Source organism: Paenibacillus silviterrae (genome assembly GCF_030167925.1).
Lineage (GTDB): Bacteria > Bacillota > Bacilli > Paenibacillales > NBRC-103111 > Paenibacillus_G > Paenibacillus_G silviterrae.
Map to the genome: position 1 here is coordinate 1,940,278 of NZ_JASKUT010000001.1, position 22,315 is coordinate 1,962,592.

General features: G+C 50.9%; 24 protein-coding genes and 1 other annotated feature. Of the genes, 2 read left to right on the plus strand and 22 right to left on the minus strand.

What is annotated here, in order from left to right; genetic code table 11:
- Positions 1 to 98: 98 nt before the first annotated feature.
- The 11 genes from QMO62_RS08520 to QMO62_RS08570 form a co-directional block, all read right to left on the minus strand.
- On the minus strand, positions 99 to 335 hold the full coding sequence (locus QMO62_RS08520; RefSeq protein WP_284640277.1) for a hypothetical protein: 237 nt from the start codon (positions 333 to 335) through the stop codon (positions 99 to 101).
- Positions 336 to 395: 60 nt separating this feature from the next.
- A complete protein-coding gene (locus tag QMO62_RS08525; RefSeq protein ID WP_284640279.1) occupies positions 396 to 1,049 on the minus strand; it encodes a flagellar brake protein in 654 nt (217 codons plus the stop codon).
- A gap of 133 nt (positions 1,050 to 1,182) precedes the next feature.
- The gene (gene ypeB / locus QMO62_RS08530) at positions 1,183 to 2,538 is read right to left on the minus strand and encodes a germination protein YpeB (protein WP_284640281.1); all 1,356 of its coding nucleotides are present in this window, start codon (positions 2,536 to 2,538) and stop codon (positions 1,183 to 1,185) included.
- A 115-nt stretch (positions 2,539 to 2,653) separates the two neighbouring features.
- Positions 2,654 to 2,812 carry a hypothetical protein gene (locus QMO62_RS08535; protein WP_284640283.1) on the minus strand — a complete coding sequence of 53 codons (159 nt, stop codon included), beginning with the start codon at positions 2,810 to 2,812 and terminating at the stop codon, positions 2,654 to 2,656.
- Positions 2,813 to 2,866: 54 nt separating this feature from the next.
- The gene (gene prsW, locus QMO62_RS08540) at positions 2,867 to 3,556 is read right to left on the minus strand and encodes a glutamic-type intramembrane protease PrsW (RefSeq protein WP_284640285.1); all 690 of its coding nucleotides are present in this window, start codon (positions 3,554 to 3,556) and stop codon (positions 2,867 to 2,869) included.
- 226 nt (positions 3,557 to 3,782) lie between these two features.
- Entirely contained in the window at positions 3,783 to 5,027 is a 1,245-nt protein-coding gene (locus QMO62_RS08545; RefSeq protein WP_284640287.1) for a Glu/Leu/Phe/Val family dehydrogenase, read from the minus strand.
- A gap of 48 nt (positions 5,028 to 5,075) precedes the next feature.
- On the minus strand, positions 5,076 to 6,608 hold the full coding sequence (locus QMO62_RS08550; protein ID WP_284640289.1) for a DnaB-like helicase C-terminal domain-containing protein: 1,533 nt from the start codon (positions 6,606 to 6,608) through the stop codon (positions 5,076 to 5,078).
- Between the two features lie 117 nt (positions 6,609 to 6,725).
- On the minus strand, positions 6,726 to 7,328 hold the full coding sequence (locus QMO62_RS08555; protein ID WP_284640290.1) for a genetic competence negative regulator: 603 nt from the start codon (positions 7,326 to 7,328) through the stop codon (positions 6,726 to 6,728).
- Positions 7,329 to 7,551: 223 nt separating this feature from the next.
- Positions 7,552 to 7,944, minus strand: coding sequence for a hypothetical protein (locus tag QMO62_RS08560; protein ID WP_284640292.1), 393 nt, complete (start codon positions 7,942 to 7,944; stop codon positions 7,552 to 7,554).
- Between the two features lie 103 nt (positions 7,945 to 8,047).
- Entirely contained in the window at positions 8,048 to 8,293 is a 246-nt protein-coding gene (locus tag QMO62_RS08565) for a hypothetical protein (protein ID WP_284640294.1), read from the minus strand.
- Positions 8,294 to 8,887 carry a CPBP family intramembrane glutamic endopeptidase gene (locus QMO62_RS08570; RefSeq protein ID WP_284640296.1) on the minus strand — a complete coding sequence of 198 codons (594 nt, stop codon included), beginning with the start codon at positions 8,885 to 8,887 and terminating at the stop codon, positions 8,294 to 8,296. It lies immediately after the preceding gene.
- A 91-nt stretch (positions 8,888 to 8,978) separates the two neighbouring features.
- On the opposite strand from QMO62_RS08570, the gene QMO62_RS08575 reads away from it, so the two are divergent.
- A complete protein-coding gene (locus QMO62_RS08575; protein WP_284640298.1) occupies positions 8,979 to 9,890 on the plus strand; it encodes a hypothetical protein in 912 nt (303 codons plus the stop codon).
- Positions 9,891 to 9,942: 52 nt separating this feature from the next.
- On the opposite strand, the gene QMO62_RS08580 is transcribed toward QMO62_RS08575, so the two are convergent.
- A complete protein-coding gene (locus QMO62_RS08580) occupies positions 9,943 to 10,269 on the minus strand; it encodes a rhodanese-like domain-containing protein (protein WP_284640300.1) in 327 nt (108 codons plus the stop codon).
- 106 nt (positions 10,270 to 10,375) lie between these two features.
- Positions 10,376 to 10,610 (plus strand) — a binding site (T-box leader).
- A gap of 69 nt (positions 10,611 to 10,679) precedes the next feature.
- Between QMO62_RS08580 and serA the strand changes: the two genes are divergently transcribed.
- Positions 10,680 to 12,263 carry a phosphoglycerate dehydrogenase gene (gene serA, locus QMO62_RS08585; RefSeq protein ID WP_284640301.1) on the plus strand — a complete coding sequence of 528 codons (1,584 nt, stop codon included), beginning with the start codon at positions 10,680 to 10,682 and terminating at the stop codon, positions 12,261 to 12,263.
- A gap of 90 nt (positions 12,264 to 12,353) precedes the next feature.
- Here serA and QMO62_RS08590 read toward each other — a convergent pair whose 3' ends face one another.
- From QMO62_RS08590 to QMO62_RS08635, 10 genes are all read right to left on the minus strand, one after another.
- On the minus strand, positions 12,354 to 14,177 hold the full coding sequence (locus QMO62_RS08590; protein WP_284640303.1) for an ATP-binding protein: 1,824 nt from the start codon (positions 14,175 to 14,177) through the stop codon (positions 12,354 to 12,356).
- 1 nt (position 14,178) lies between these two features.
- Positions 14,179 to 14,895 carry a response regulator transcription factor gene (locus QMO62_RS08595; protein ID WP_284640305.1) on the minus strand — a complete coding sequence of 239 codons (717 nt, stop codon included), beginning with the start codon at positions 14,893 to 14,895 and terminating at the stop codon, positions 14,179 to 14,181.
- A 36-nt stretch (positions 14,896 to 14,931) separates the two neighbouring features.
- The gene (gene ccsB, locus QMO62_RS08600) at positions 14,932 to 16,179 is read right to left on the minus strand and encodes a c-type cytochrome biogenesis protein CcsB (protein WP_284640306.1); all 1,248 of its coding nucleotides are present in this window, start codon (positions 16,177 to 16,179) and stop codon (positions 14,932 to 14,934) included.
- An 8-nt stretch (positions 16,180 to 16,187) separates the two neighbouring features.
- The gene (resB, locus tag QMO62_RS08605; RefSeq protein ID WP_284640309.1) at positions 16,188 to 17,852 is read right to left on the minus strand and encodes a cytochrome c biogenesis protein ResB; all 1,665 of its coding nucleotides are present in this window, start codon (positions 17,850 to 17,852) and stop codon (positions 16,188 to 16,190) included.
- Between the two features lie 255 nt (positions 17,853 to 18,107).
- Positions 18,108 to 18,626 (minus strand): thiol-disulfide oxidoreductase ResA, encoded by a 519-nt coding sequence (gene resA, locus QMO62_RS08610; RefSeq protein WP_284640310.1) that lies wholly within the window; start codon positions 18,624 to 18,626, stop codon positions 18,108 to 18,110.
- Between the two features lie 66 nt (positions 18,627 to 18,692).
- Positions 18,693 to 19,460 carry a pseudouridine synthase gene (locus tag QMO62_RS08615; RefSeq protein ID WP_284640311.1) on the minus strand — a complete coding sequence of 256 codons (768 nt, stop codon included), beginning with the start codon at positions 19,458 to 19,460 and terminating at the stop codon, positions 18,693 to 18,695.
- A gap of 34 nt (positions 19,461 to 19,494) precedes the next feature.
- On the minus strand, positions 19,495 to 19,836 hold the full coding sequence (locus QMO62_RS08620; RefSeq protein WP_284640313.1) for a hypothetical protein: 342 nt from the start codon (positions 19,834 to 19,836) through the stop codon (positions 19,495 to 19,497).
- A 73-nt stretch (positions 19,837 to 19,909) separates the two neighbouring features.
- Positions 19,910 to 20,443 (minus strand): spore maturation protein, encoded by a 534-nt coding sequence (locus QMO62_RS08625; protein ID WP_284640315.1) that lies wholly within the window; start codon positions 20,441 to 20,443, stop codon positions 19,910 to 19,912.
- A 7-nt stretch (positions 20,444 to 20,450) separates the two neighbouring features.
- Entirely contained in the window at positions 20,451 to 21,050 is a 600-nt protein-coding gene (locus QMO62_RS08630; protein ID WP_284640317.1) for a nucleoside recognition domain-containing protein, read from the minus strand.
- Between the two features lie 38 nt (positions 21,051 to 21,088).
- A complete protein-coding gene (locus tag QMO62_RS08635; RefSeq protein ID WP_284640320.1) occupies positions 21,089 to 22,258 on the minus strand; it encodes a D-alanyl-D-alanine carboxypeptidase family protein in 1,170 nt (389 codons plus the stop codon).
- Between the last annotated feature and the right edge of the window lie 57 nt (positions 22,259 to 22,315).

The window sequence follows — 22,315 nt, forward strand, 5'->3', positions numbered from 1 at the left end:
CACGATGATCAAGCGAGTCGGCACCTAAGTGTCCTACAGCCTCGAACGTTGAAAATTATACCATAAGCGCAGGAAGGAATGCAAAACCTGCGTCGGTCCTATTTCCCGTCCGATCCGAGTGCCTTCGACTCGCTGTAAAGCTTGCCTTCCAGCTGCTCCACCTTTACCATGACATACCGGATTTGCGGATGCTGCAGCAGCAGCTGGGAGAGCATGAGCGCACACAAAAGTGCGGACACAAGGATGATCAATACCTTCTCCACTCGCGCGGAGAACCGTATGAACAGATCCTCGTACCCGCTTTTACCTGCTTCTCCAGCCTTATGGTCCTCCATGGAAAACACCCATTCCTAATTTTGGAAGGTAGTGTGTCCTCGTAGGACGAATACTATGCATTATCTTTTACGGAAATCAAGCTGACGTTCAAAGCAGTACCGGATAATCTTCTGGCGGTCCCGGTCCGTAATGTCGGTAAAGCGCATCATCACCTGGTTTTTACCGCTTTCCAGCTGCTTGATACGAACAATTTCACTCTTGAACGGAACGTGCTCAATCTGTCCGTTCTTAAACGGAATGAGCAGCCAGCAGGCTACGAACATGCCCGAAGCAAGCGGAATGTGCCCTTCACTAAGGAATGAAATTCCACCGCCCCCAACATCGTCCGTAAGGGAGACCAACTGGAGCTGCTCCGAATATTTGACTGCGATCTCCAGCTCCGCCGGCACCCGGAGGAAGTTTCTCCGCTGTACCTTTGTAATGGCATCGGGCTCAGGTTTCTTGATAAGAACGAGACGGACGACATCATCCGAAAATCCCATGACAGAGGAAGTGAAATAGTTCTTTACGCCTCCGTCCGTAATGAAATAAATCGACATTTCATCGCCTTGGTACAGCCGTTTCAGCTTTCCTGTTTTCTCGCTGAGCGGCACTTCCATGCTAATATATGTGTCGGACACATCGGCAATCCGGGATTTGTATACTTCCTTTGCCTCTTCTTCGTCAATGGAATTGACTTGTATGTATAGAATTTGATTCACTTTGGGAAGCAAATCCGGCACCTCCAATTAGTTCAAAAGACTTATGCTTCATTATAGCATGTCGTGTCGATATGGGAAGCATAAATATGCACGCTTTTATTCGGCAAAAAAAAGAAGAGAGCCCTCATCAGGCCCTCTTCTTGTTTCAGCCGGATACCTGTTTCTGGGCTTCCGGCAATTGGTCGATTTTCTCCTCTGCTCCCGTTTCCGCATTGACGTAAACCCGGTAGCTGCTTCCGTTCACGCGTCCGATAAACTGATAGCAGTGAACCTCTTCATCAATGTCATTACGGATCAACGCCTGGCTCACGCTTTCCACTTGGAAGCTCGGATTCAACGTTTTCTTTGCTTCTTCGGCCGACAGCTTCGGTGTCTTCAGCTGCCGATCCTTATTTTCAAATACGTAATCCGTTGCTTGCAGGCCGGTAACCTCGCCGTTGTCCAGCGCCACCTTGACGGCTACCTTTTCCAGATAGTTAATCACATCGTTTTTGCGCGTCGCGAAGGTAATGTTAGCTACATTCGAATATTCATCGTAGCTGACCGGAGTCATGTCCTTATAGCCGTGCGAGTCCAGGAATTGCGCTGCAATATCTCTAGCTCTGCGCACGTCAACCGTCTTGCTCGGAACATCTCGCGAAGCGGAGAACCATAGAAGCTGTCCTCCCTTTTTGGCAAAATCCATATGAATTCCGTCATGGGTGTTATCCTTAGCCGTTGAAACCGAGAAGGATTGATATTCCGTCCCTCCACCGTTCTCAATCACGTTCATGCCTGACGTATCGGTAACGCCAAGAAACTGAGCGGCCTTCTGCCGAACCTCTTCCGCCGTCATTTCAGAACCGCTTAGCGTGTTCACATCGTGTTTACGATACATGCTAAGAATGGCGGGGCTCCATTGAAGCTCCCGGTATTCCTGAACGTTCTTCTCTACCGTTTGGAAGCCGTCGATAATCGCGTTATCATAGGGCTCCTTCTGGGTAGCCAGGGCAAGCTCTACGTCCATCCAGCGCAGATTGCTTTGCAGCACCTTGGATTGCAGCCCCCGAAGCTCTTCGGATAATTGCCCGGAGTACTCGTAGAGCGAATGGAGGTTTTTCATTTCCTGGTCATCCAAAGGCTGCTTGGACAAGTCCCTTACGGCCGCGCGGTACGAGAAGGTTGCTATGTTCGCCAAAAATTCCTGCGTCTTGTTGAAAGGCATCAGGGTCAACGGCAGCTGTGTAATCTCGCCTTGAGCTTGACTTGTGATCCGCCAGACGTTGATCAGACCTTTCTTGTAAGCGTCGTGCGTGGTGGAGTTAACAGCCAGTGTGTTCCCTAGCTCTGTATGCAGCTTGTCCATATGGAAGGACAAGTCATGGAAGGCACGCTGGTACTGATTTTCCGCCTTGATCAATACGGAGTTCTTCTCCTGGTGCTCCAGATATCCCCAGATTCCTGTGCCGATGAGCGCGACCAGCAGGAATGGAAACATGACGATGCTTAGCCTTTTGTACATGTTCGTGAAATCTCCCTTCATCAGCAAAACTTGGGCTTAGTTTACGCTTGAGGGGGAATTCTTTATACCATTCTACAAAAAAAGCCGGCCATTTGGGCCAGCTTGATGTTATGTCTTACATTTCATTGGTCTCCCAATCAAAATCCTTGTCATTATTACAGATGCATTGCTTAAACCCCGTATCGATTTTCCCCTTCTCCCGCTTCCCCTTCAGGATGAAACGCTCGCCGCAAGCTCTGCAGCGAATGGTTACCTTCACCCGATTGCTGATCATCACCGTTTCCCTCCAACATGTTGCTGTCCTTATCCTTCATTATAGACAGCGATGTCAGATTTTAACCTGATCTTCCCGGGTTACCATACGAAGCGGCGATCTTGAATTCGCGCGATTTACTTTCCAGAGGCTTCTAAACCAAAGGAAAGCCATCAATGGGAGCATAAACAAAGCCCAATACGTTTGTACGGAGAGCAAAATGAAATCGAATACCCCGTGCCAAAAGACCGGGATGAAGATGGATAAAAGCAAGTATTTGCCCGTCTGATTCGTGAACTTCGCTTTGCCTAAATGGTATCCCATGATGACGCCAAACATCGCGTGTCCCGAAACCGGAAGCAGTGCTCTCATCAGTAAGGAAGAGAAGGTGGTTTGCTCCATGAACGCATAAAACACGTTCTCCACCGTAGCAAAGCCAAGCGATACGGTAACCGCGTAAACAATGCCGTCGTATGGCTCATCGAAGGATGCATGCTTATAAATCAGCAAGTACAACAGAAGCCATTTAAAAAATTCCTCAAAGCCGGAGGAAAGTACAAAGGAATATAAAAACGGATGGCTTCCCAGCACTTCAAAGAACGTATGCTGAAGCACCATCACGGGAAACACAAGCAGCATCCCGAGGACGAACATCTTGGCGACCAAAGCAATCGGCTCGGTATCGTAGCGGTCCTTTAAATAGAAATAAGACAGCAGAGCGATTCCGGGCGCTACCGCGGCCGTGAGTAATGATAGTACGCTCATCTGTCCCCCTCCTATCCGGGTTTGAGATATAATAATTTTTCATTTTCGCTTTGTACGTTCCGTACAGCTATTTTGCCTCCGGCCGCTCTTGAAATGGAGTTCCATTGAACTTACCTGTCGGTAATAACTCCATTTCAAAGGCGGCTCGTAAACTCTACGGCAAAACACTGTACTACACTAATAAACGCTAATGAAAAAAATAAATCTCAAACCTAGCCGTTATATATTAGACCCAACCCCTAAATCGGGCGGCCTCCGCCATCTTGCGGACACCGACCATATAGGCGGCCAAGCGCATGTCGACATTTCTTGTCATGTGAACATTATAAACATTCTCGAACCCTTTTTCCATCATTTCTTGCAGCCTGGTATGCACTTCCGCTTCCGTCCAGTAATACCCTTGGTTATTTTGCACCCATTCAAAGTAGGAGACCACTACCCCCCCGGCGCTGGCCAAGACGTCGGGAACAAGCAGAATACCCCGTTCCGTCAGCATTCGGGTTGCCTCGAGGGTTGTCGGGCCGTTAGCGGCTTCGACGATAATAGGAGCCTTGATTCGGTCGGCATTCTCCGACGTAATCTGATTCTCAATGGCGGCCGGTACCAGAATGTCGCATTCCTGCTCCAGCAGCTCTTGATTGGTGATCGTATTCTTGAACAGCTTCGTCACCGTCCCGAAGGAATCCCGGCGATCCAGCAAATATTCAATATCCAGTCCGTTCGGATCGTACAGAGCGCCATAGACATCAGAAATCCCGCAAACCTTCGCTCCCGCATCCTGCATGAATTTCGCCAGATAGCTGCCTGCGTTGCCGAAGCCTTGGATAACAACCCGAGCATCCTTCAGCGGAATCCCCTTTTTCTTTAGGGCCTGATCGATCATGATGGTAACTCCTTTGGCTGTAGCCGTTTCCCGGCCATGAGAGCCCCCAAGCACAATCGGCTTTCCTGTAATGAAGCCCGGCGCGTCAAACTCGCGGATGCGGCTGTACTCATCCATCATCCAAGCCATGATCTGCGAGTTGGTCATGACATCCGGCGCGGGGATATCCTTCGATGGTCCGACAATTTGGCTGATCGCCCGTACATAGCCGCGACTTAGGCGCTCCAGCTCGCGGAAGGACATCTGCCTAGGGTCGCATATAATACCGCCCTTCCCGCCTCCGTAGGGAAGATCCACAATGCCGCATTTCAAGCTCATCCAAATCGATAGCGCTTTGACCTCATCCTCGTTTACATCCGGGTGAAACCGGACGCCTCCCTTGGTCGGCCCCACCGCATCGTTATGCTGGGCCCGGTAGCCGGTAAAAACGCGAACCGTATCATCATCCATACGGATAGGGATCCGGACCGTTAATACGCGCATCGGCTCCTTCAGCAAATCTATCATCGCCTGGGTATAGCCGAGCTTGGTCAACGCCTGTTCAATGATCAACTGTGTTGAGTGCAGGACATTTAGATTTTCCGTCATCAGAGCACATCCTTTGCTGGGAAGGGTTGGTCTTCTACTAGCTTTTGCTTACTGCTCTCCGGTTATTTCCGTCTCCGACTTCAGCTCTGCAAACAGTGCTTTTTCATCGTAAAATCGTAACGGAATGCATGCCAGTGTTCCATTGCGATGTTTCACTAAATCCAAGGCTGCATTCGGCTCCGATTGTTGCTTCGTTGCCTCCAGCGCCCTCAAGTGCATGATAACGTCCGCTGAGGCTTCCACTCCATCCGGCAAACGTTCCTCTCCGAGCTCCGCCGGAATGGCGGCGATAACCGCCGCTCCATTCTCGCGGGACCATTGCTTGAGCGTATAAGCGAGCAGCGTTTGCCTCTCCTGCCAGCTCCGCGTTGTTCCAAGCAGCTCAGCCGCGGGAATGCGCTGCAAATGATCGATAAACACAACGGGTGTCTTACCTACAAGCACGGCAATTTGTTCGATGGAGGCGAACACTTTATCTAAGGTCGTATCCAGAGAGCATTCCAATGTCCAAAGCATTTTGCTGATGTGAACATAGGTTTTATTCGCTTCATTAATCGCATCCGGCTCCACTTTGCCGCTAAGAACCTTCTGCGGCTCGATGCCGGCTAGGCGGGCAATGCTGCGAGCCCACAGCTCGAAGCCGGTCATATCCCATGAAACATAGACAACAGGTGTCTGCTCGCCGGCCATGTGGTCGGCGATTTGCTTCATCAGCATGCTTTTGCCGGTGGAAGCCCCGCCGACGATAAAATACAGGCCCGTGCGAAAGCCGCCGTACAACGTCTCATCCAAACTCTTGAATCCGCTTGGAATACCCGACACCTGACCACGGTAACGCTTCATATATTCTTCAGTATACACCGTAATATTCTTCACATCGGGAGCGATGGGAACCAGCAGCGTCTCCTCCATCGTCTGATTCAACATCTGCATGAAGGTATCCAGCGGATTTTGGACACGTACGAAAAAGTCGTTTACATCGCGAATGCTTTCCGGAAGATTGACAATGTAAGTTTCCTTTGCCGATTCCTGCAGCATCGTTTGTATTCTTACACTTTCCCGCCTGCCTAATTCATCATTCCCCAAACAGATAAATACGCGCTTATCCTTGAGCCGCTGGGCATGCCATTCCTTGAAGGTAAGCCAGTAAGGCACGCAAACCGCAGGAAGCCTGGATTGGCTTAAGCTTAAGACATCGAAAACCCCGTTGCATAAGATGACATCCTCGGTTTCCTCAAGTATCTCTTCATTGAACATGATGTCCTCCATGCCGAGTAGCGCTTTGTATTTCGGCTCCCGGTGATCGACGGATCGGCCGACCATATCCACAGTTACTCCTTCGGCATTGGTAACAGGTATAATGACGCGATTCTCGAAAAAGTCTCCCAGCTTATTCGGATATACGATAAATCCAATTTTGCCTGGATCAAAGCCGATCCGGTAATTTTCGATCGTTTCTTGCTCAATGCCCCTTTTTTGCAAATAAAAAAACGCTTCGTCGTGAAGCTGTTTCTGGTAGTAAGCTACCATTTCCTCTAAATCAAGCGAAGACTTCGCAGCCCCCATATTCATTGCCGACATCCGCTATTCCCCCCAATACATCTCCCAGAACGCCCAACTTGGCGATAAAAAAAGCATCCGCAAAAACAAATGTTTTTGAGAATGCTTATTACCCTAATCGCAGCTTGTTCTAAACGTTTATTTGAAGCTTGCGCACAGTACCTTTACTGCGTCGGATGCGATGACGGTTTTCCCGTATTCCTCAAGAACGGCATGCGTAACGGAGGTCGCTTCACCAAACTCCGACAGGATCGCTACTACGCTTTGAAGACGATTCTCATCCATCTCGACTGCATCCAGATGCAAAATCCATTTGTTCTTATAAGAGAACAGCGTTCCCCCATCGATCAACAACGGATTGACCACCTTGGCCATGCGAAGCAAATCTTCAAAATCATGGAACGCATACGTGATCTCGTCGGTTTCATCCATCGTGACTTCGAGCTCGTAAACATCCTCCATCTCATCCTCCAAGGCGTCCTCGGCATGAGAGAAGTTCATATTCCCGCGTGTAACGATGACAACCATTCCTTGAGCCGGCATAGCCAATACTTCCACGGCAAGGGGTCCGCTTGCGTCAAAGCCAAGTTCCGTATAGGCTTGGTCCATCATCTCACTGAACAATTCATGAACCTTGGGAATTTCTCTCCACATGTCATCCTTTTGAATGCCTCGTTCCGTTAAGTCATCGAATGTGAGGAAAATCCGTATCTTGTCTTGACTTAAACGCTCCATTTTCATACTGGATTCCTCCCTTACCGACTGTAATAACAGCTTATGAAGTTGAGTCAAAAAGGTGAGCTATGTCTGTTAAAGACCAAAGCAAAATAACCAATGAAACAGCTTGTATTCAATTATATGACTATTATATCACATATTAATCAGAAAAGAACGGGTTTTACCCGGAAAAAACAAAAAGACACAGCCGCCCAAAGAGCGAATGTGCCTTCATGAAATGCAGATGCTATTGAAGCTGGTATGAGGAGGTCGGTTTCTCGCCGTTCTTGCTCAAAATTTCGTCCACCTGCGATTTCAGCTTCGGCTCCTTAGCAACAATATCCTCTACCCGATCCAAGCCGGCTTCGTCGGACTTACCCGCTTTCATATTGCTTTTGGATGCGGAAGCCGACTTGTTGTTCGTACCGGAAGCCGATGCTGAGGCGGAAGTCGATTTGCTCTCAGGAATAAATTCAATGAACGTTTTCTTCGCTTTGTCTACCGTCTGGTCTACAAGGTCGCTGAAGGAATCGTTCTTGCTGCTGAATGCGGACATCATCATGTTCTTATTTTTGTTGCTCAGATAGATGGTCGCCGCGGCGCCCACTATTCCGCCTAGGAAGAAAGCTCCAAGTCTCATGCCCATCCCTCCGTTGTTTTGAAATGTGTTCCCCCTTATTTTCCACTGCAACTTTCGTAAACATGCATCATAAATAAAGGAAACTGAAGGACGTGGAACCGGTTTACGAACCGGATGATGACCGAACGAGCTGCCAGCCCCAGAACAGCATGCCGCAAACGAGCAGAATGAATAACCACAGCAGCGTCCGATAAAAGATGCGAATCCATCGTTCTCTTTCCGTCGGATGTACCGTTTTGCGCGGCGGAAGGAAGTGGTCGTCCTCTTGACCTTTCCCTCCGAGCAGCAAGTCCCTTTCTTCTTGGCCTACTCCGATGCCGGTTTCCCTTGAAGTCGTTCTTGAACGCATTTATTCCTCTCTCCTGTATCTAAGAATGCAGCCCATCACCAGATCAATGACAAAGTGTGCCACGATGGGAGTCCAAAGCGAGCCAGTCTGTATATATATCCAGCCAAGTCCGTAGCTGATCCCGAACACCATTCCCGTCATGAGCCAGTGCTGCAAATAACGAACGTGGATCGCCGCGAACAGGATGCTTGTCCAATAAGGTCCCCAGGCCGCTTGTATCGCTCCGCGAAAGAGCAGCTCCTCACACACGGACACGACAAAAGAAATAAGAATAATGTGCCAAAGCGGGCGCTCTTTGAACAGCATTTCGTTGATGCCGCCGTCATCGGTTACTTCCGGGGGGACCCAGCGGCTGACGAGCAAATCGACAAGGATGACGCCCAGTGCAAATAGAATGCCCCAAAGCGCGATTCTACCCGGGTTCATCAAGGAAAACATCATCTGCAGCGAAGGCTTCTGGAACCAGAGGATCAACAACCCCAATATCAGAACGGCCGCCTGAGTAAGGTAAAGATTGAGTAAAAGAACGCGGTCATTCAGTTCGTCCAACCGGACTTTACGGAGCCTAAAACGATCAAAGTTAAATTTTTTCATGGTTTGTTCCTTTTTTCGACATTATCACCTATACTACATATAAGAGTTATAGGTCATATGTAACAAGATTATAAGATAAGGGGTTTGATGTATGGAAAAAAGGCTGACCAAGTCAGACTATTTGTTTGCCGTCACCTTTATTTTTATGCTTGTCGTAGCCCTAGGAGCCTTCTTTTACGGACTTCAGGTCGGGCAAAACCGGGCTACCGCCAAGTATGAAGAATTCATCGCCAAGCAAAATGAGGCAAAGCAAGGCTACACGGCCTACCATCAGCAGTATTTGGTATCCTTCTATCATACCATTTATCAGCCGTACAGGGAATTTCACAAAAAGTGGTTTGAGAAGATGGCCGAGCTCGACACGAACCGTTCGGCGGATGCGTCGCTTATTGTAAAGGATCTGGCCAAGCTGGCGGAAGAAACCTATACGAAGCTGCAGGAAAAAACGATGCCTGATTCCTCTCCGCTGCTGAAGGAAGCCCTTACGAACTACATGAAGGGACTGAAGCTCTTCGGGGAAGGACTTCGTACATACCAGTCTAAGGCTAACGCAACGCCCGGCAAGGAATTGGTCAGCCTCTTGAACCAGGACGCCTACCTCGGTGAAGCTAAAAACTTTGCTCTGAAGGCCGAGAAGGAATATTACGACGCTATCGTCAAATGGAACGAAACCGTGAGCTCCGGCTTTCATCCGATTGATGTAAGCAAGGCTCTGACCGTCAAGGAATGGAGCGGCATCGGACTGAACATGAAAAACGACTATGTCGCGCAGCTTATGGTTCAAACGAAAGCTTACAAGGCGTTTACCCCTCAGGACCTGACCGTCCGGATCGACGAAATGATTGCCTCCGGTCAAGCGGCCAAAATGAATCTTGCCAACGTACAGCAAGTAATGGAGGTTCTGCTCGCGACAGACGCCGTCCGCCCGGGCGACTATCAGCGCGGCGGCAGCAAATGGTACGCCAACGAGACATTACCGCAGCTTCCGTTCTTCACGAACTAGTACATGAAAAAACCGTCCAGGCTTCAGCAGCCGGACGGTTTTTCCTTGCGCATTAATCGTACTGGAAGCCTTTCAGCTGGGCTAACGCTGACATCCCGCCCTCTACATTCGTAACGAGCTCGTAGCCCCGCTGCCGCATATAATAGCAAACATTGGCGCTGCGAACGCCATGTGCGCAAACCACATAAATCGTCCGATCCTGGGGAAGCTCCGGCAGTCTGGCAGGGATCGTGTTCATCGGCATGAGAACAGCCTCTTCCAAATGATAGTAATCCCATTCCATCGGCTCGCGCACGTCGATGAACAGAGCGTCCTTGAGCCCTTCTTTCTCCAGCTTCTGTAAAAATTCCTCCGGCTCAATACTTGAAAACGGATCCATATTTATCCCCCCTGTGGATTTCGACTATTTACAAGAATAATCAAAACGACACCTATTGACAAGGCTAAAATTCCCATGGTACGCTAGTAAAAAATCTTCATCCCGCTTTAAAGCCTTGACGGAGCAAAGCATGAAACGAATACGTCAGAGAGCCGGTGGACGGTGCGAACCGGTCGCATTCCTTATGCTTAAGCACTCCCGAGTTGCTGCATTGAACCTTAGTAGGTGCAGTCGGTTGGAACCCGTTATCCCTTCCAGGTCAGCTTGACCGACTGAGGCCGCACGCGTGAGCATGCGGTGAATTAGGGTGGTACCACGAGAGTTAACTCTTCGTCCCTTGTATACGCTAGACGTATCGGGATTGGGGAGTTTTTATTTTTTTAGAATACAAAGTGGAGGTTGGAGAGAACATGTTTAAAGTATTGGTTATGGATGGCATCAGCGATATGGGGATTCAATTGCTGTATGATGCACCGGATGTAGAGGTAGAGAAGAAAAACGGATTAAGCGAGGACGAGCTCGTTGCCATTATCGATGGCTATGACGCATTGCTCGTTCGCAGTGCGACGAAAGTGACGGAGCGCATCATGAACGCGTCGTCCCGTCTGAAGGTTGTCGGACGCGCGGGTGTAGGCGTAGATAATATTGACCTGGAAGCCGCTACAAAGCGCGGTATTGTCGTCATCAACGCACCTGACGGTAACACCATCGCTACCTGTGAGCTGACCTTCGCGATGATGATGTCCATCGCCCGTTCCATTCCTCAGGCGTACAAGAAAACCGTTAGCGGCGAATGGGACCGCAAAACGTTCGTCGGCGTCGAGCTGCGCAATAAGGTGCTTGGAATTATGGGAATGGGCCGTATCGGAAGCGAGGTTGCCAAGCGCGCCAAGGTATTCGGTATGGAGGTTATGGGTTATGACCCTTTCCTGACGGAAGAGCGCGCCGAGAAGATCGGCATCAAGCTGGCCACCGTGAATGAAATTTGCGCCCAGGCTGACTTCATTACCGTTCATACTCCGCTTACGAACGAAACACGCCATATGATCTCCCGTCCGCAATTCGAGATCATGAAGAAAGGCGCCCGTATCATTAACTGTGCACGCGGCGGCATTATCGATGAGATGGCCCTGGTAGAAGCGATTGATTCCGGTATTGTAGCCGGAGCCGCTTTCGACGTATTCGAGCAGGAACCGCCTCAAGCAGATCATCCGTTCTTGAATAATCCAAAGATTGTGGTAACCCCTCATCTCGGAGCTTCGACAGTGGAAGCGCAAGAGAACGTGGCGATCGACGTTTCCGAAGAAGTGCTTCACATTCTGCGCAGCGAGCCGTTCAAGAATGCGGTTAATATGCCTCCGGTTCCTGCGAATATTTTGAACAAGCTGCAGCCTTACTTCAACCTCGGCGAGAAGATGGGACAATTCCTCGGCCAAGAGATTGAAGGCGCGGTGAATGAAATTATCGTCAGCTACTCCGGTGAGCTTAGCGATGTGGATACGGCGCCGCTCACAAGATATATCGTAAAGGGTGTTCTTGATCATCAGCTGGAAGGCGTCAACCTGGTTAATGCCATGCACTTGGCGAAAACTCGCGGTGTGAACATTGTGACCCAGCAGTCTACGGCATCGAAGACGTTCACAAACCTTGTTTCCGTTACGTTGAAGTCGAAGAACGAGCAGCGCACGCTGGCAGGCACCCTGCTTGCAGGCTACGGCGAGCGCATCGTGCAAATCGATCAATATCCTGTCGATATCGCACCTGCCGGCAACCTGCTGCTCATTTCCCACAACGACCGTCCGGGAATTATCGGTAAGGTAGGTACGCTGCTCGGAAGCAATGATGTCAATATCGCCACCATGCAGGTTGGGCGTAAGGTCGTCGGCGGCTCCGCGATCATGGTGCTCACGACTGACAAGCAAACACCGAAGCCGGTAATTGATCAGCTGACGCAGCTTCCTGAGATCGATCACGTTCGTGAGCTTTCGCTCTAATTCGATTGTTTCACAAGCAACAAGATAAAGCATGTTTTTTCAACAAAAAGAGAGAGCATCCGAGAATTCCCGGATGCTCTCTCTTTGCTTTTATGACAGTCGGAGCGGAAGGGTGATAGAAAATGTCGTCCCTTGTCCGACATGGCTCTTCACTTGTACGGCCCCATGATGCGCTTCTACGATGTTTTTGACGATGGCAAGGCCTAACCCTGTCCCGCCCGAAGCGCCGCGTGTACGAGCTTTATCCGCCTTGTAGAAGCGTTCGAAGATGAAAGGCAAATCCTCCGGCGGGATCCCTTGGCCCTGATCGGATATTTCAATCAATGCCGCGTCCTCCCCCTTCCACTTCGTGCGTTCAGCGCTAATGCGGATCTGGGCCCCGGAAGGCGTATGGCGAAGCGCGTTATCCAGCAGGTTCGTCAGCACCTGCTCCAGCCGATCCTCGTCCGCCTGCTCCAGGATCAGCTCGCCTTCAGGCAGATCATGCTGCATGGAAATGCCCCGTTCTTTGGAAAGCGCCGCAAACTTGCGATGAATTCGTTTCAGGAAGGGGACTATCTCCAGCTCCCGGAAATGAAGCTCGATATTCCCCGTCTCCATCCTAGCCAGGTCAAGCAAATCCCTGACCAGCCTGCCCATACGAAGCGACTCGTCATAGATCACCTGAGCCAGCTCATTGCGTTCCTCAGGAGAAGCGGCGATATCGTCGAGCAACGCTTCACTGTAGCCCTGAAGCATAGAGAGCGGCGTTCTCAGTTCATGAGATACGTTAGCCACAAAGTCCTTGCGCAGCTTATCCAGGCGATGCTCCTCCGTCACGTCACGAAGAACGGCGACTACTCCTCGAACGACATCTTGAGAATAAAGCGGAGCCATCACGACGGACCATACCTCGTTCTGCACATGAAGCTTGGAGGTCATCTCCTTGGCATGCTGGATTACGGCCTCGAACAGCTGCCTCATCGGCTCCGGTACCGACTCCTTCACAAACATCAGCTCATCCGCATCCATCCGTTCCGAAGCATCCTCGCCCCAGCCAAGCTCCTTCCAATCATGAATGATCTTTTCCCCTTGAGGGTTCATCAGGATGACATGGCCATCAGCATCAAAGGTGATGACAGCGTCCGCCATGCTTCGCAGAATGCTGGAGAGATGCTCCTTCTCGTGGCTTAACGCCTTAATCGTGTCCGACAGCTCCTCTCCCATGTGGTTGAAGGTTTTGCCGAGCTCGCCGATTTCATCGGAGGACCCGATGGGAACTCGCGTGCCATACTCTCCGTGGGAGATCAGATCGGCAGCCTTTTTCAGCTGCAGCAAGGGCTGTGTGATCTTCGACGACAGGAAGAAGGCAAAGAAGGTGGTCATGGAAAAGCCGATGACACCAACGACAACGAATAGCTTTTTTACATACGACTGCGTTTCCTCAAAGGACTGCGTCAGCTGATACAAAATCACCGAGCCGGTGATCGATTGATTGACCTCGGACACAAGCGGTACAGCCACAGCGATATAGTCATCCTTGACCATGGAAAATACCGAGCCTGAAGCTCCGCTAAAAACCTCATGAAGCTCCTGTTTTGTGAAGAAATCCTGATAATGCAGGTTCCCCTCCCGCACTCCCTCGACGGAAACCGGAGCCTCCTGATAGGCCGAGTTCAGAAGAATAATCGAAGCATCCTGAGCGCTCAGCAGCTCGCCCACCACTTGGATGTAGCGATGGTCCTCCATATGCATTGCTATTCCGCCCGCCACCTTGAGCGCAAGACGCTGAAGATTCTCCGTCTGGTCCTGTGATTTCGGGAAGGAGGTTTCGATGAACTGGAATAAAAAAAGGCTGAGGATCAACAAAACGACGATAACCATCGTGGTGATTGTCAGCCAAAGCTTACCTACAACACTTTTTAGTAGAAACACGTTATTTCGGCACCTCGAGCTTATAGCCTACGCCCCACACGGTGGTGATCATGGAGGCCGCCTCCGGCGATACCTTGTTCAGCTTCTCGCGCAAACGTTTCACATGCGTATCCACGGTACGCAGATCTCCGAAAAATTCATAGTTCCATACATCCTTCAACAGCTCTTCGCGAGAAAACACTTTATCCGGCGATACCGCCAAATAATGAAGAAGCTCATACTCTTTCGGCGTTAGCGCTACCTCTTGTCCCCCGGCGGTCACGCGATGAGCGTCATGCTCAATGACCAAATTCGGAAACACGATGTTGTTGCTGGAGTTCACTTCTTTGGACAAATAAGCCGTAACCGAGGATCGCCGCAGGATGGCCTTCACCCGGTAGATTACCTCACGAGGACTAAACGGCTTGACGACATAATCGTCGGCTCCCGATTCGAAGCCCTGCACGCGGTTCGTTTCCTCTCCCTTTGCGGTAAGCATAATGACCGGGGTGGACTTGAACTGGCGAAGTCTTGCGCACACCTCGTTGCCGTCGATCCCCGGCAGCATGACATCCAGCAGGATCAAATCATAATCGGTCTCGACCGCTTTGCGAAGGGCGGTTTCCCCGTCCTCCGCCTCGTCGATCACGTAGTTCTCTTTCTCCAGATACATGCGAAGCAAGCGGCGAATGCGCTCTTCATCATCAACAACCAAAATAGTGGCTTTCGTATCTGACATCGTCCTCAACCCTCTCTATTAGTTATCCCCCAGCGATTAAGCCCCGGAATAAGAGTGCAAGCCTGCAATGACCAGATTCACGCCCACGAGCGTGAACATCACCACCAGGAAACCGACCACGGACAGCCAGGCGGATTTCTTTCCCTGCCAGCCGCGGGACAGCCTGAAATGCAAATAGGCGGCGTAGAAAAGCCAAACGATCAGCGCCCATACTTCCTTGGGATCCCAGCCCCAAAAACGTCCCCATGCCTCGGCAGCCCAGATCATCGCGAAAATCAAAGCGCCTAGCGTAAAGATCGGATACCCGATCGCAATCGCGCGATAGCTGATTTCATCCACATCCTCCGGATCAATGCCCTTCAAGTAAGGCTGAATCGCCTGTCCGAGCGGCTTTCGGATGATCAACCGAAGAATGGCATACAAGATCGCCCCGCACAAGACGGACCAGATGACGGTATTAAACTTTCTGCCCGCATTGGCACCCTTCATCCAGCTAGGCGATTCGAAGAGCGGCTCCGTCATGCCGAGGAACGGCTTCATCTCGACCGTCTCTCCCTCATAAGGCTTAACGATCGGCGGAAGCACGTAAGTGACGTTCTGCTTCACCGTCGTAGGGTTGTTGTTCTGATCAACCGCCTCTACATTGTTGGAGAACACCGCCTTATAGCCCGACGCGTTAAACCCGAAAATGGCGGCCACGAAAGCAATAATCATAATCAGGGAGAAAATTGTAAACTCCACACCGCGCTGCTCACGGCGGTCTCCCTTGCTTGTTCCCGTAAAATTCACGCTCTGCAGCAAATACATCAAGCCGGCGGCAAAGCCTACGGCGAAGAAGGCCTCTCCCAGCGCTGCCGTCGTAACGTGAATTTTCAGCCAGTAGCTCTGCAGTGCAGGAATCAGCGGCTGAATTTCTTTGGGGAATACCGAAGCGTAGGCGATAATAATGACCGCCACCGGAACGGCAAACACGCCAAGCACTGCGATTCGATATAATAAATATACTATCAGAAAGGCCAGGACAATCATCATGCCGAGGAAGGTCATGAACTCAAACATGTTGCTCGTAGGAATGTGTCCCGCTTCCGCCCATCGAAGGAAGAAAAAGGCCAAATGAGCGGCAAAGCCTGCCGAGGTGAGCCCGAAGGATATCCATCCCCAGCGCTTCGCATAGGCTTCGGGGTCGTCTACCCCAAATTTTTTGCCGGCAATCGCAATGACGAAGCCGACAAAGGCGAAGCAATATACAAAAAAGGAAATCAATAAAAACGAACTGCTGTTCACGCGTTATATCACTCCTTCTTTTCCAGCGACTTGTCATCTACAGGGATGCTGTTCTTCTGAAGCATGGACGCCACTTCCTTGCGAATGCCAAACCAGTTTTTGTTGGTGTGCGCTCCCAGAGAAAGCTTCCCGTTATCAATCCGCAGCCAGACACGGCGGTGATGCCAGTAGAAGCCCATGATCAAGCCTATCATAGAAATGGCGGCACCGATCCAAACGAGCGGCATCGCTTTGTCGATACGAATGTTCAAATAGCTGATCCACTCGGATATCGTAACGTCCTGCATGGAGCCTACGGAAATATCAAGCTTTTGGCCAATGGCTCCATTAATCTCGTCCTGACGGAAATTCTCCTTATCAACTTGCCGCGGGAAGTACAGATAAGGCTCTCCCTGCGCCTGCAGGCCCGGACCTTTGATCGTAAAAATAAAAGCAGGAACCTTAGGCTCATTGGAAAGGGTGATCGGTACCCCCTTGCTGTCGAGCGAGAATTCAGGATAATACCCCCGAAGCTTCAGCTCATAGGGGCCTGCCTGCACTTGCTCGGCCGGCCTATCCATCGAGAGCTCGAAGCTGCCGTATACCTCGCCGGTTTGGCGGTTTTTCAGAGACGGTTTTACGGCCAAAAGCATCGGATTCGACTTGAAGTCGAATTGATAGGCCATCAGCCCTTCGTAATTCAAAGGCTTATTTACAATGATATCCTGTCGATGCACCTCGGTTAGCACCGGATCCTTCGTCGGGTCATCGCACTGCGCGGTACATGTATAGAGGACCGCCTTCGTCTCATAAATTTTCGGGACGTCCTGCTTCTTGGCGCGGAATTCCGGCGAAAGCTCCTCGTCACCGTAAAATTCGATGGTAAACTTCTCGTTCTTCAAATAATAGTTCGTCTCAGGAATCTTAACGGCTTGTCCCTCCGGAAAAGCTACATGCTGATCCATGTGCCAGCCGGGGATGCTTCGCATCAGCACGGCCATGAGGAAAATGATAAGTCCGATATGGTTGATATAAGGGCCCCAGCGGCTGAAACGGTACTTCTCCGCTAACAATGCGGTTCCGTCCTCACTGAGGTGAACCTTGTATCGCTGCTTCGTCAGCGTCTGCGCCGCCTGCTTTACCCACTCCTGCTCCTGTCCCGACTCGACGGGAAGCGCCCCCGTATAAGCTACCTTTTGCCGCAAAATAAAGCTGAGGTGCTTGCGGACCTGCTGCTTATTGAGCGCCCGGTAAAGCGGAAGGACCCGGTCCAGACTGCATACGACCAGCGAGGTGCCGATCATAAACAGCAGCGTAATAAACCACCAGGATTCAAACGTATGGGAGAGCCCGAGCAAGTAGTAGATATATCCGGTGGTGCCGTAGGTTTCCTTGTAATACACTGACGGATCAATATTAAGAAACGTATTCTCCTGCGGGTAAATCGTACCGAGTGCAGAGCCGATCAAGGTGATGACAATAAGGTAGATGGCAATCTTGACGGAGGAAAAGAAGTTCCAGACCTTGTCGAGAATTCCCGGGTTCTCCCTCTGGGAGCGGCGGGCTACGCCGTCGTACTTCATCTCCAGGAGTGCGGTTCCGTTGTCATCGTACAGAGGCTTGCCGCAGGATTCGCATAGTACCGTGCCAACGTGGTTTTGGTGGCCGCATTCGCACTTTGTGTTTTGAATCATGTGACCTCCTGCGTGTTGATAAAATAATGGATGTTGGAATTGGGGTTTTCCCAAAAGGCAGGTTGCCCAAGTAAACCCGGTGAGATATGCCCCTCCGGCCGCTCCTTGAAGCCCGTGAATTCTTGATTAGACAAGGGATGTCAATTCACGGGCTTCAAAGGCGGACGTAAACTCCTACAGGGAATACCTCACCTACGCTCGGGCAAATCCAAGGTAAAACCCAAATTCCAAAAAGATTATTTTATAAACACGTAATTATTGTAGAGAAGTAATGGTTTGTTCGATGAAGCTTTCGGTCATTTCGCCGACCTGGATGCGGGCGATTCGGCCGTCGGGATTGATAAAGAAGGTGGTCGGATAATCCCGTACTCCGAAGCGCTTGCGAATTTCCTCGTTGTCGTCCAGTAGAATCGGGAACTTCACATTGTATTGCTCAACAAACGTCCGGACCGAGACAGGCCGTTCGCCGATGTTAAGACCAAGCACTACTACATTCTTGTCCTTCCACTTCGCATATTGGCGATCCAAGGCGGGCATTTCGTTGCGGCATGGCTCGCAGAACGTTCCCCAGAAATTGACCACGACGATCTTGCCCTTGTAGTCCGAAAGCTGATGCTGCTTCCCGTCCAGGCCGACCAGCTTAAATTCAGGCGCCTTCCCTCCCTGAACCGGCTTCTTGTCGGCTAAAAACAAATTGTTCCCCAGCGTTAATGCGCCGATAATGACAACGGCGGCAAAAATAACGATTTGCACCCATTTTCTATGTTTTCCCATCTTCACACACCTTCAAACTAATGTGGGTTGGTCCTACCCTCATTATAGCGAAAATTGTCACAGCATTTATTCGCCTTTTTGAATATTATGTGACTTGACATCAGCTTTCCCGGCTTCTTGGGCGCTCTTGATCAAATCCTTGATTTCATCCTTATTCAAGTGACGGTACTTCCCTCGCGGAACGCCGGTCAACGCTAGCGGACCGAACTGAATACGTCGCAATTTGATGACCGGGAAGCCGATCGCTTCAAACATGCGTCGTACCTGACGGTTGCGGCCTTCATAGATCGTAATGCGAACGACAGTTTCCTTTTTGTCCGGATCAATATCGTGATACTCCACCTCCGCCGGCGCCGTCATGCCGTCCTCCAGCTGTACGCCCTCGCGGAGCTTGTCCAGCAGCGTACCGTGCGGAGTTCCTTTCACCGTAGCCAAATAGGTTCTGGGAACATGATGCTTCGGATGGGTAAGCAGATGGGCAAAGTCCCCATCGTTCGTCAGCAGCAGCAAGCCCTCCGTATCGTAATCGAGACGTCCGATGGGGTAGATGCGTTCTTTAATATCCTTGAAAAATTCCGTCACGGTCTTTCGGCCCTCGGGATCGGTTGCGCTCGTGATGACCCCTTTGGGTTTATTGAAAATAACATATACCTTCTTCTGCTGTTTAATCAGCCGCCCGTCTACCTTGATCGTATCTGAGGCCGGATTGACCTTCACGCCCAGCACCGTAACAACCTCGTCATTGACTTGAACCCGTCCGGCCGTAATCAATTCTTCACACTTTCTACGGGAGGCGACTCCCGCTTCAGCCAACACCTTCTGCAATCTTTCCATTAGCCATTTCACCTCAATTTGTAATTACCCTAGGCTAATGATAACGATCCTCAGAGGAAATCACAAGTTGGCCCCAGGGAAAAAAAGTACCGGGACATGAAATGGTATGCGGAAACAGCTCATTCGGCTTAAATTGAAACGTTTCGGCAAGCCGTACAACAAGCTTATTCAACAGAAAGAGCTGCTCCTTTTCCTCGCTCGTAAATTCCGAGTGAGCCTTGGAGAAATCCCCTTCCAGACAAATATGAATATACAGCGGATCGGTTTGATCGGAAGAGGGAATGATCGTGCCGTTCTTGGCAATGAAGAAATCATACCCTTTTCCATTAATGGAGTAGCAAGCGGAGTGATGGATGATGATGCCGTAATACTGCACAGTCTCACCTCTTTCGGGCTGGCTGCTACAGTATATGTGCACAGAAAAACGAGGGTGCAGAGGAAGGGCTTGTTTATCCGAAGACAAGGTAACATATGACGATGGAAGCAATAAAACCGACGGCGTCGGAAATCAAACCGACCTTCAAGGCATAGCCTGCCTTGCGGATGCCGATCGCGCCAAAATAGACGGTGATTACATACAGTGTAGTATCTGTGCTGCCCTGTACGGTGGAGGCAATTCGGCCGATCATGGAGTCCGGTCCGAACTGCTGGATCAAATCCGTAGTAAATGCAAGCGATCCGGCCCCCGTAATCGGCCGCAAAAACGCAAGCGGCAGCACCTCGCTGGGGACGCCGATGGCGTCGCAGAAGGGCTTCACCCAACCGATCATCATTTCCATGGCGCCGGACGCACGAAACACGGAAATCGCCACCATCATTCCGACCAGATGCGGGATGATCCGGATAGCCGTATCAAAGCCATCCTTGGCCCCTTCTACGAACGACTCATAGACGGGTACCTTCCGGTAGGTGGCGAATAAGGGGATAAAGACAATGATGACCGGGATCGCCCAGGCGGAGATGACATTAACAATTTCGTACACCTCTGATTCATCCTTTCCCAATATCAATCGGTGTGCTGTGCTTGCGGTACCATTTATCTACCAAAATCGCGGCCAGCGTGGACACAAACGTAGCGAGCAGTGTCGTGCCGACGATCTCGGCAGGACTGGCGGAATTGAAGCTCATACGGATCGCGATCAGCGTGGTGGGAATCAGCGTGATGCTGGCCGTATTCAATGCGAGCAGCGTGCACATCGCCGGACTGGCGATATCCTTATGCTTGTTCAGCTTCTGAAGCTCCTGCATGGCCTTGATGCCCAGCGGCGTCGCCGCATTGCCGAGACCGAGCACATTCGCGCTCATATTAGACATAATGTAGCCGATGGCCGGATGATCCTTCGGCACGCTGGGAAACAGGAAGCGGACGACCGGCCGAAGCAGAATGGCCAGCTTCTCCAGCAGCCCTGCATCCTCTGCGATTCGCATCATGCCGAGCCAGAATACCATAATGCTGATCAAGCCGAAGCAGACGGTGACGCCGCTCTTCGCCCCGTCGAAGACGGCCTCGGTCACCAGCTCGATTTTTCCGTTAAAGGCTGCAACGACAAACCCCGCCACCATAAAAAACAGCCATATATAGTTAACCATGGATTCCCTCTCTTCCCGCTAAGCGCATCGGTTACAGCCTAGCTTTGACCGGTGAACAATACGCGAACGAACGACTGCATGAAGTAAAGCCATTTTTGCATCCAATTCGCTGAGCTATAATCCGTCTCCTGGAAGGAGAAGGCGGAATGCTCCTTCAGCTTTAGCCGCGGACTATCCTTAGCTACTAAAGGGATGGTGCCGACCGGCTTGCCGTTTAAGGAAATATGCAGATGCCCGAGATCCCCCAAGCGGTATTCGGTGGAGGTCGGTTGATGGAGCTCCATCTGCTGCGTAAATCTCGAAACTTCCGCGCTCTCCGCAGGATAGGCGAACGAAGCGCCGGCTACCAAATCAGTTCCCTCGATCGGCTGCCCTTTCGTTGCAAGCTGCTGCAACGGGTAATTCTTATAGCCGTAATCAAGCAGCTTGGCGTGATCGATCCAGTCGTCCGGATCGTTCAAGGTAACAACTGCAAGCTGCTGCCCTCCCCGTGTGGCGGAGGAAACCAGGCAGCGCTTCGCCAGCTTCGTATACCCTGTCTTGACACCGTCGGAGCCTTCGTAGAGGTTCAGCATCTTATTTTTATTGAGCCAAACATAGTCCCACGATTCGTTCGGGTTCGGGACCTTCTTCACCTTCGTTTTGACGATCTCTTGAAAAACCGGATTTTTCAAGGCGTACGCTGTCAGCTTGGCCATATCATTGGCTGTGGAATAGTGACCCTCCTCATCCAGACCCGACGGATTCTTGAAGCTCGAATTGGACATGCCGATCATTTTCGCCTTTTCGTTCATCAGGTAGGCAAAGCCCTCCACGCTGCCCCCTACATGCTCGGCAATCGTTGTCGCCGCATCATTGCCGGAACGCAGCATCATGCCGTACAGCAAATGATGCAGGCTCATTTCCTCATTCAGCTTCAGGTAGATGGAAGAACCCTCCTTCCCGAAGGCGTTCTTGCTGACCTTCGCCATGTCCGACAATTTGCCGTGCTCTATCGCAACAATCGCCGTCATAATCTTCGTCAGGCTGGCGATTCGCATCTGCTTATCGCCTTGACGACTGTAGATCACGCGGCCCGAGGTCACATCTATCAGCGCGGCAGCCTCTGCACTTAGGCCGGGAGCCGGTGCGGCTTGTACCCCTTGGGGGAGCAAAAGGCTAGTGAAAATGAGCAAAAACGACAACAACCATAAACATCCTTTATGCATGATGAACCTCCTCCGAGTTATAGGCGCCAAGCTCACGTCGCCGCCACATCTTGTACA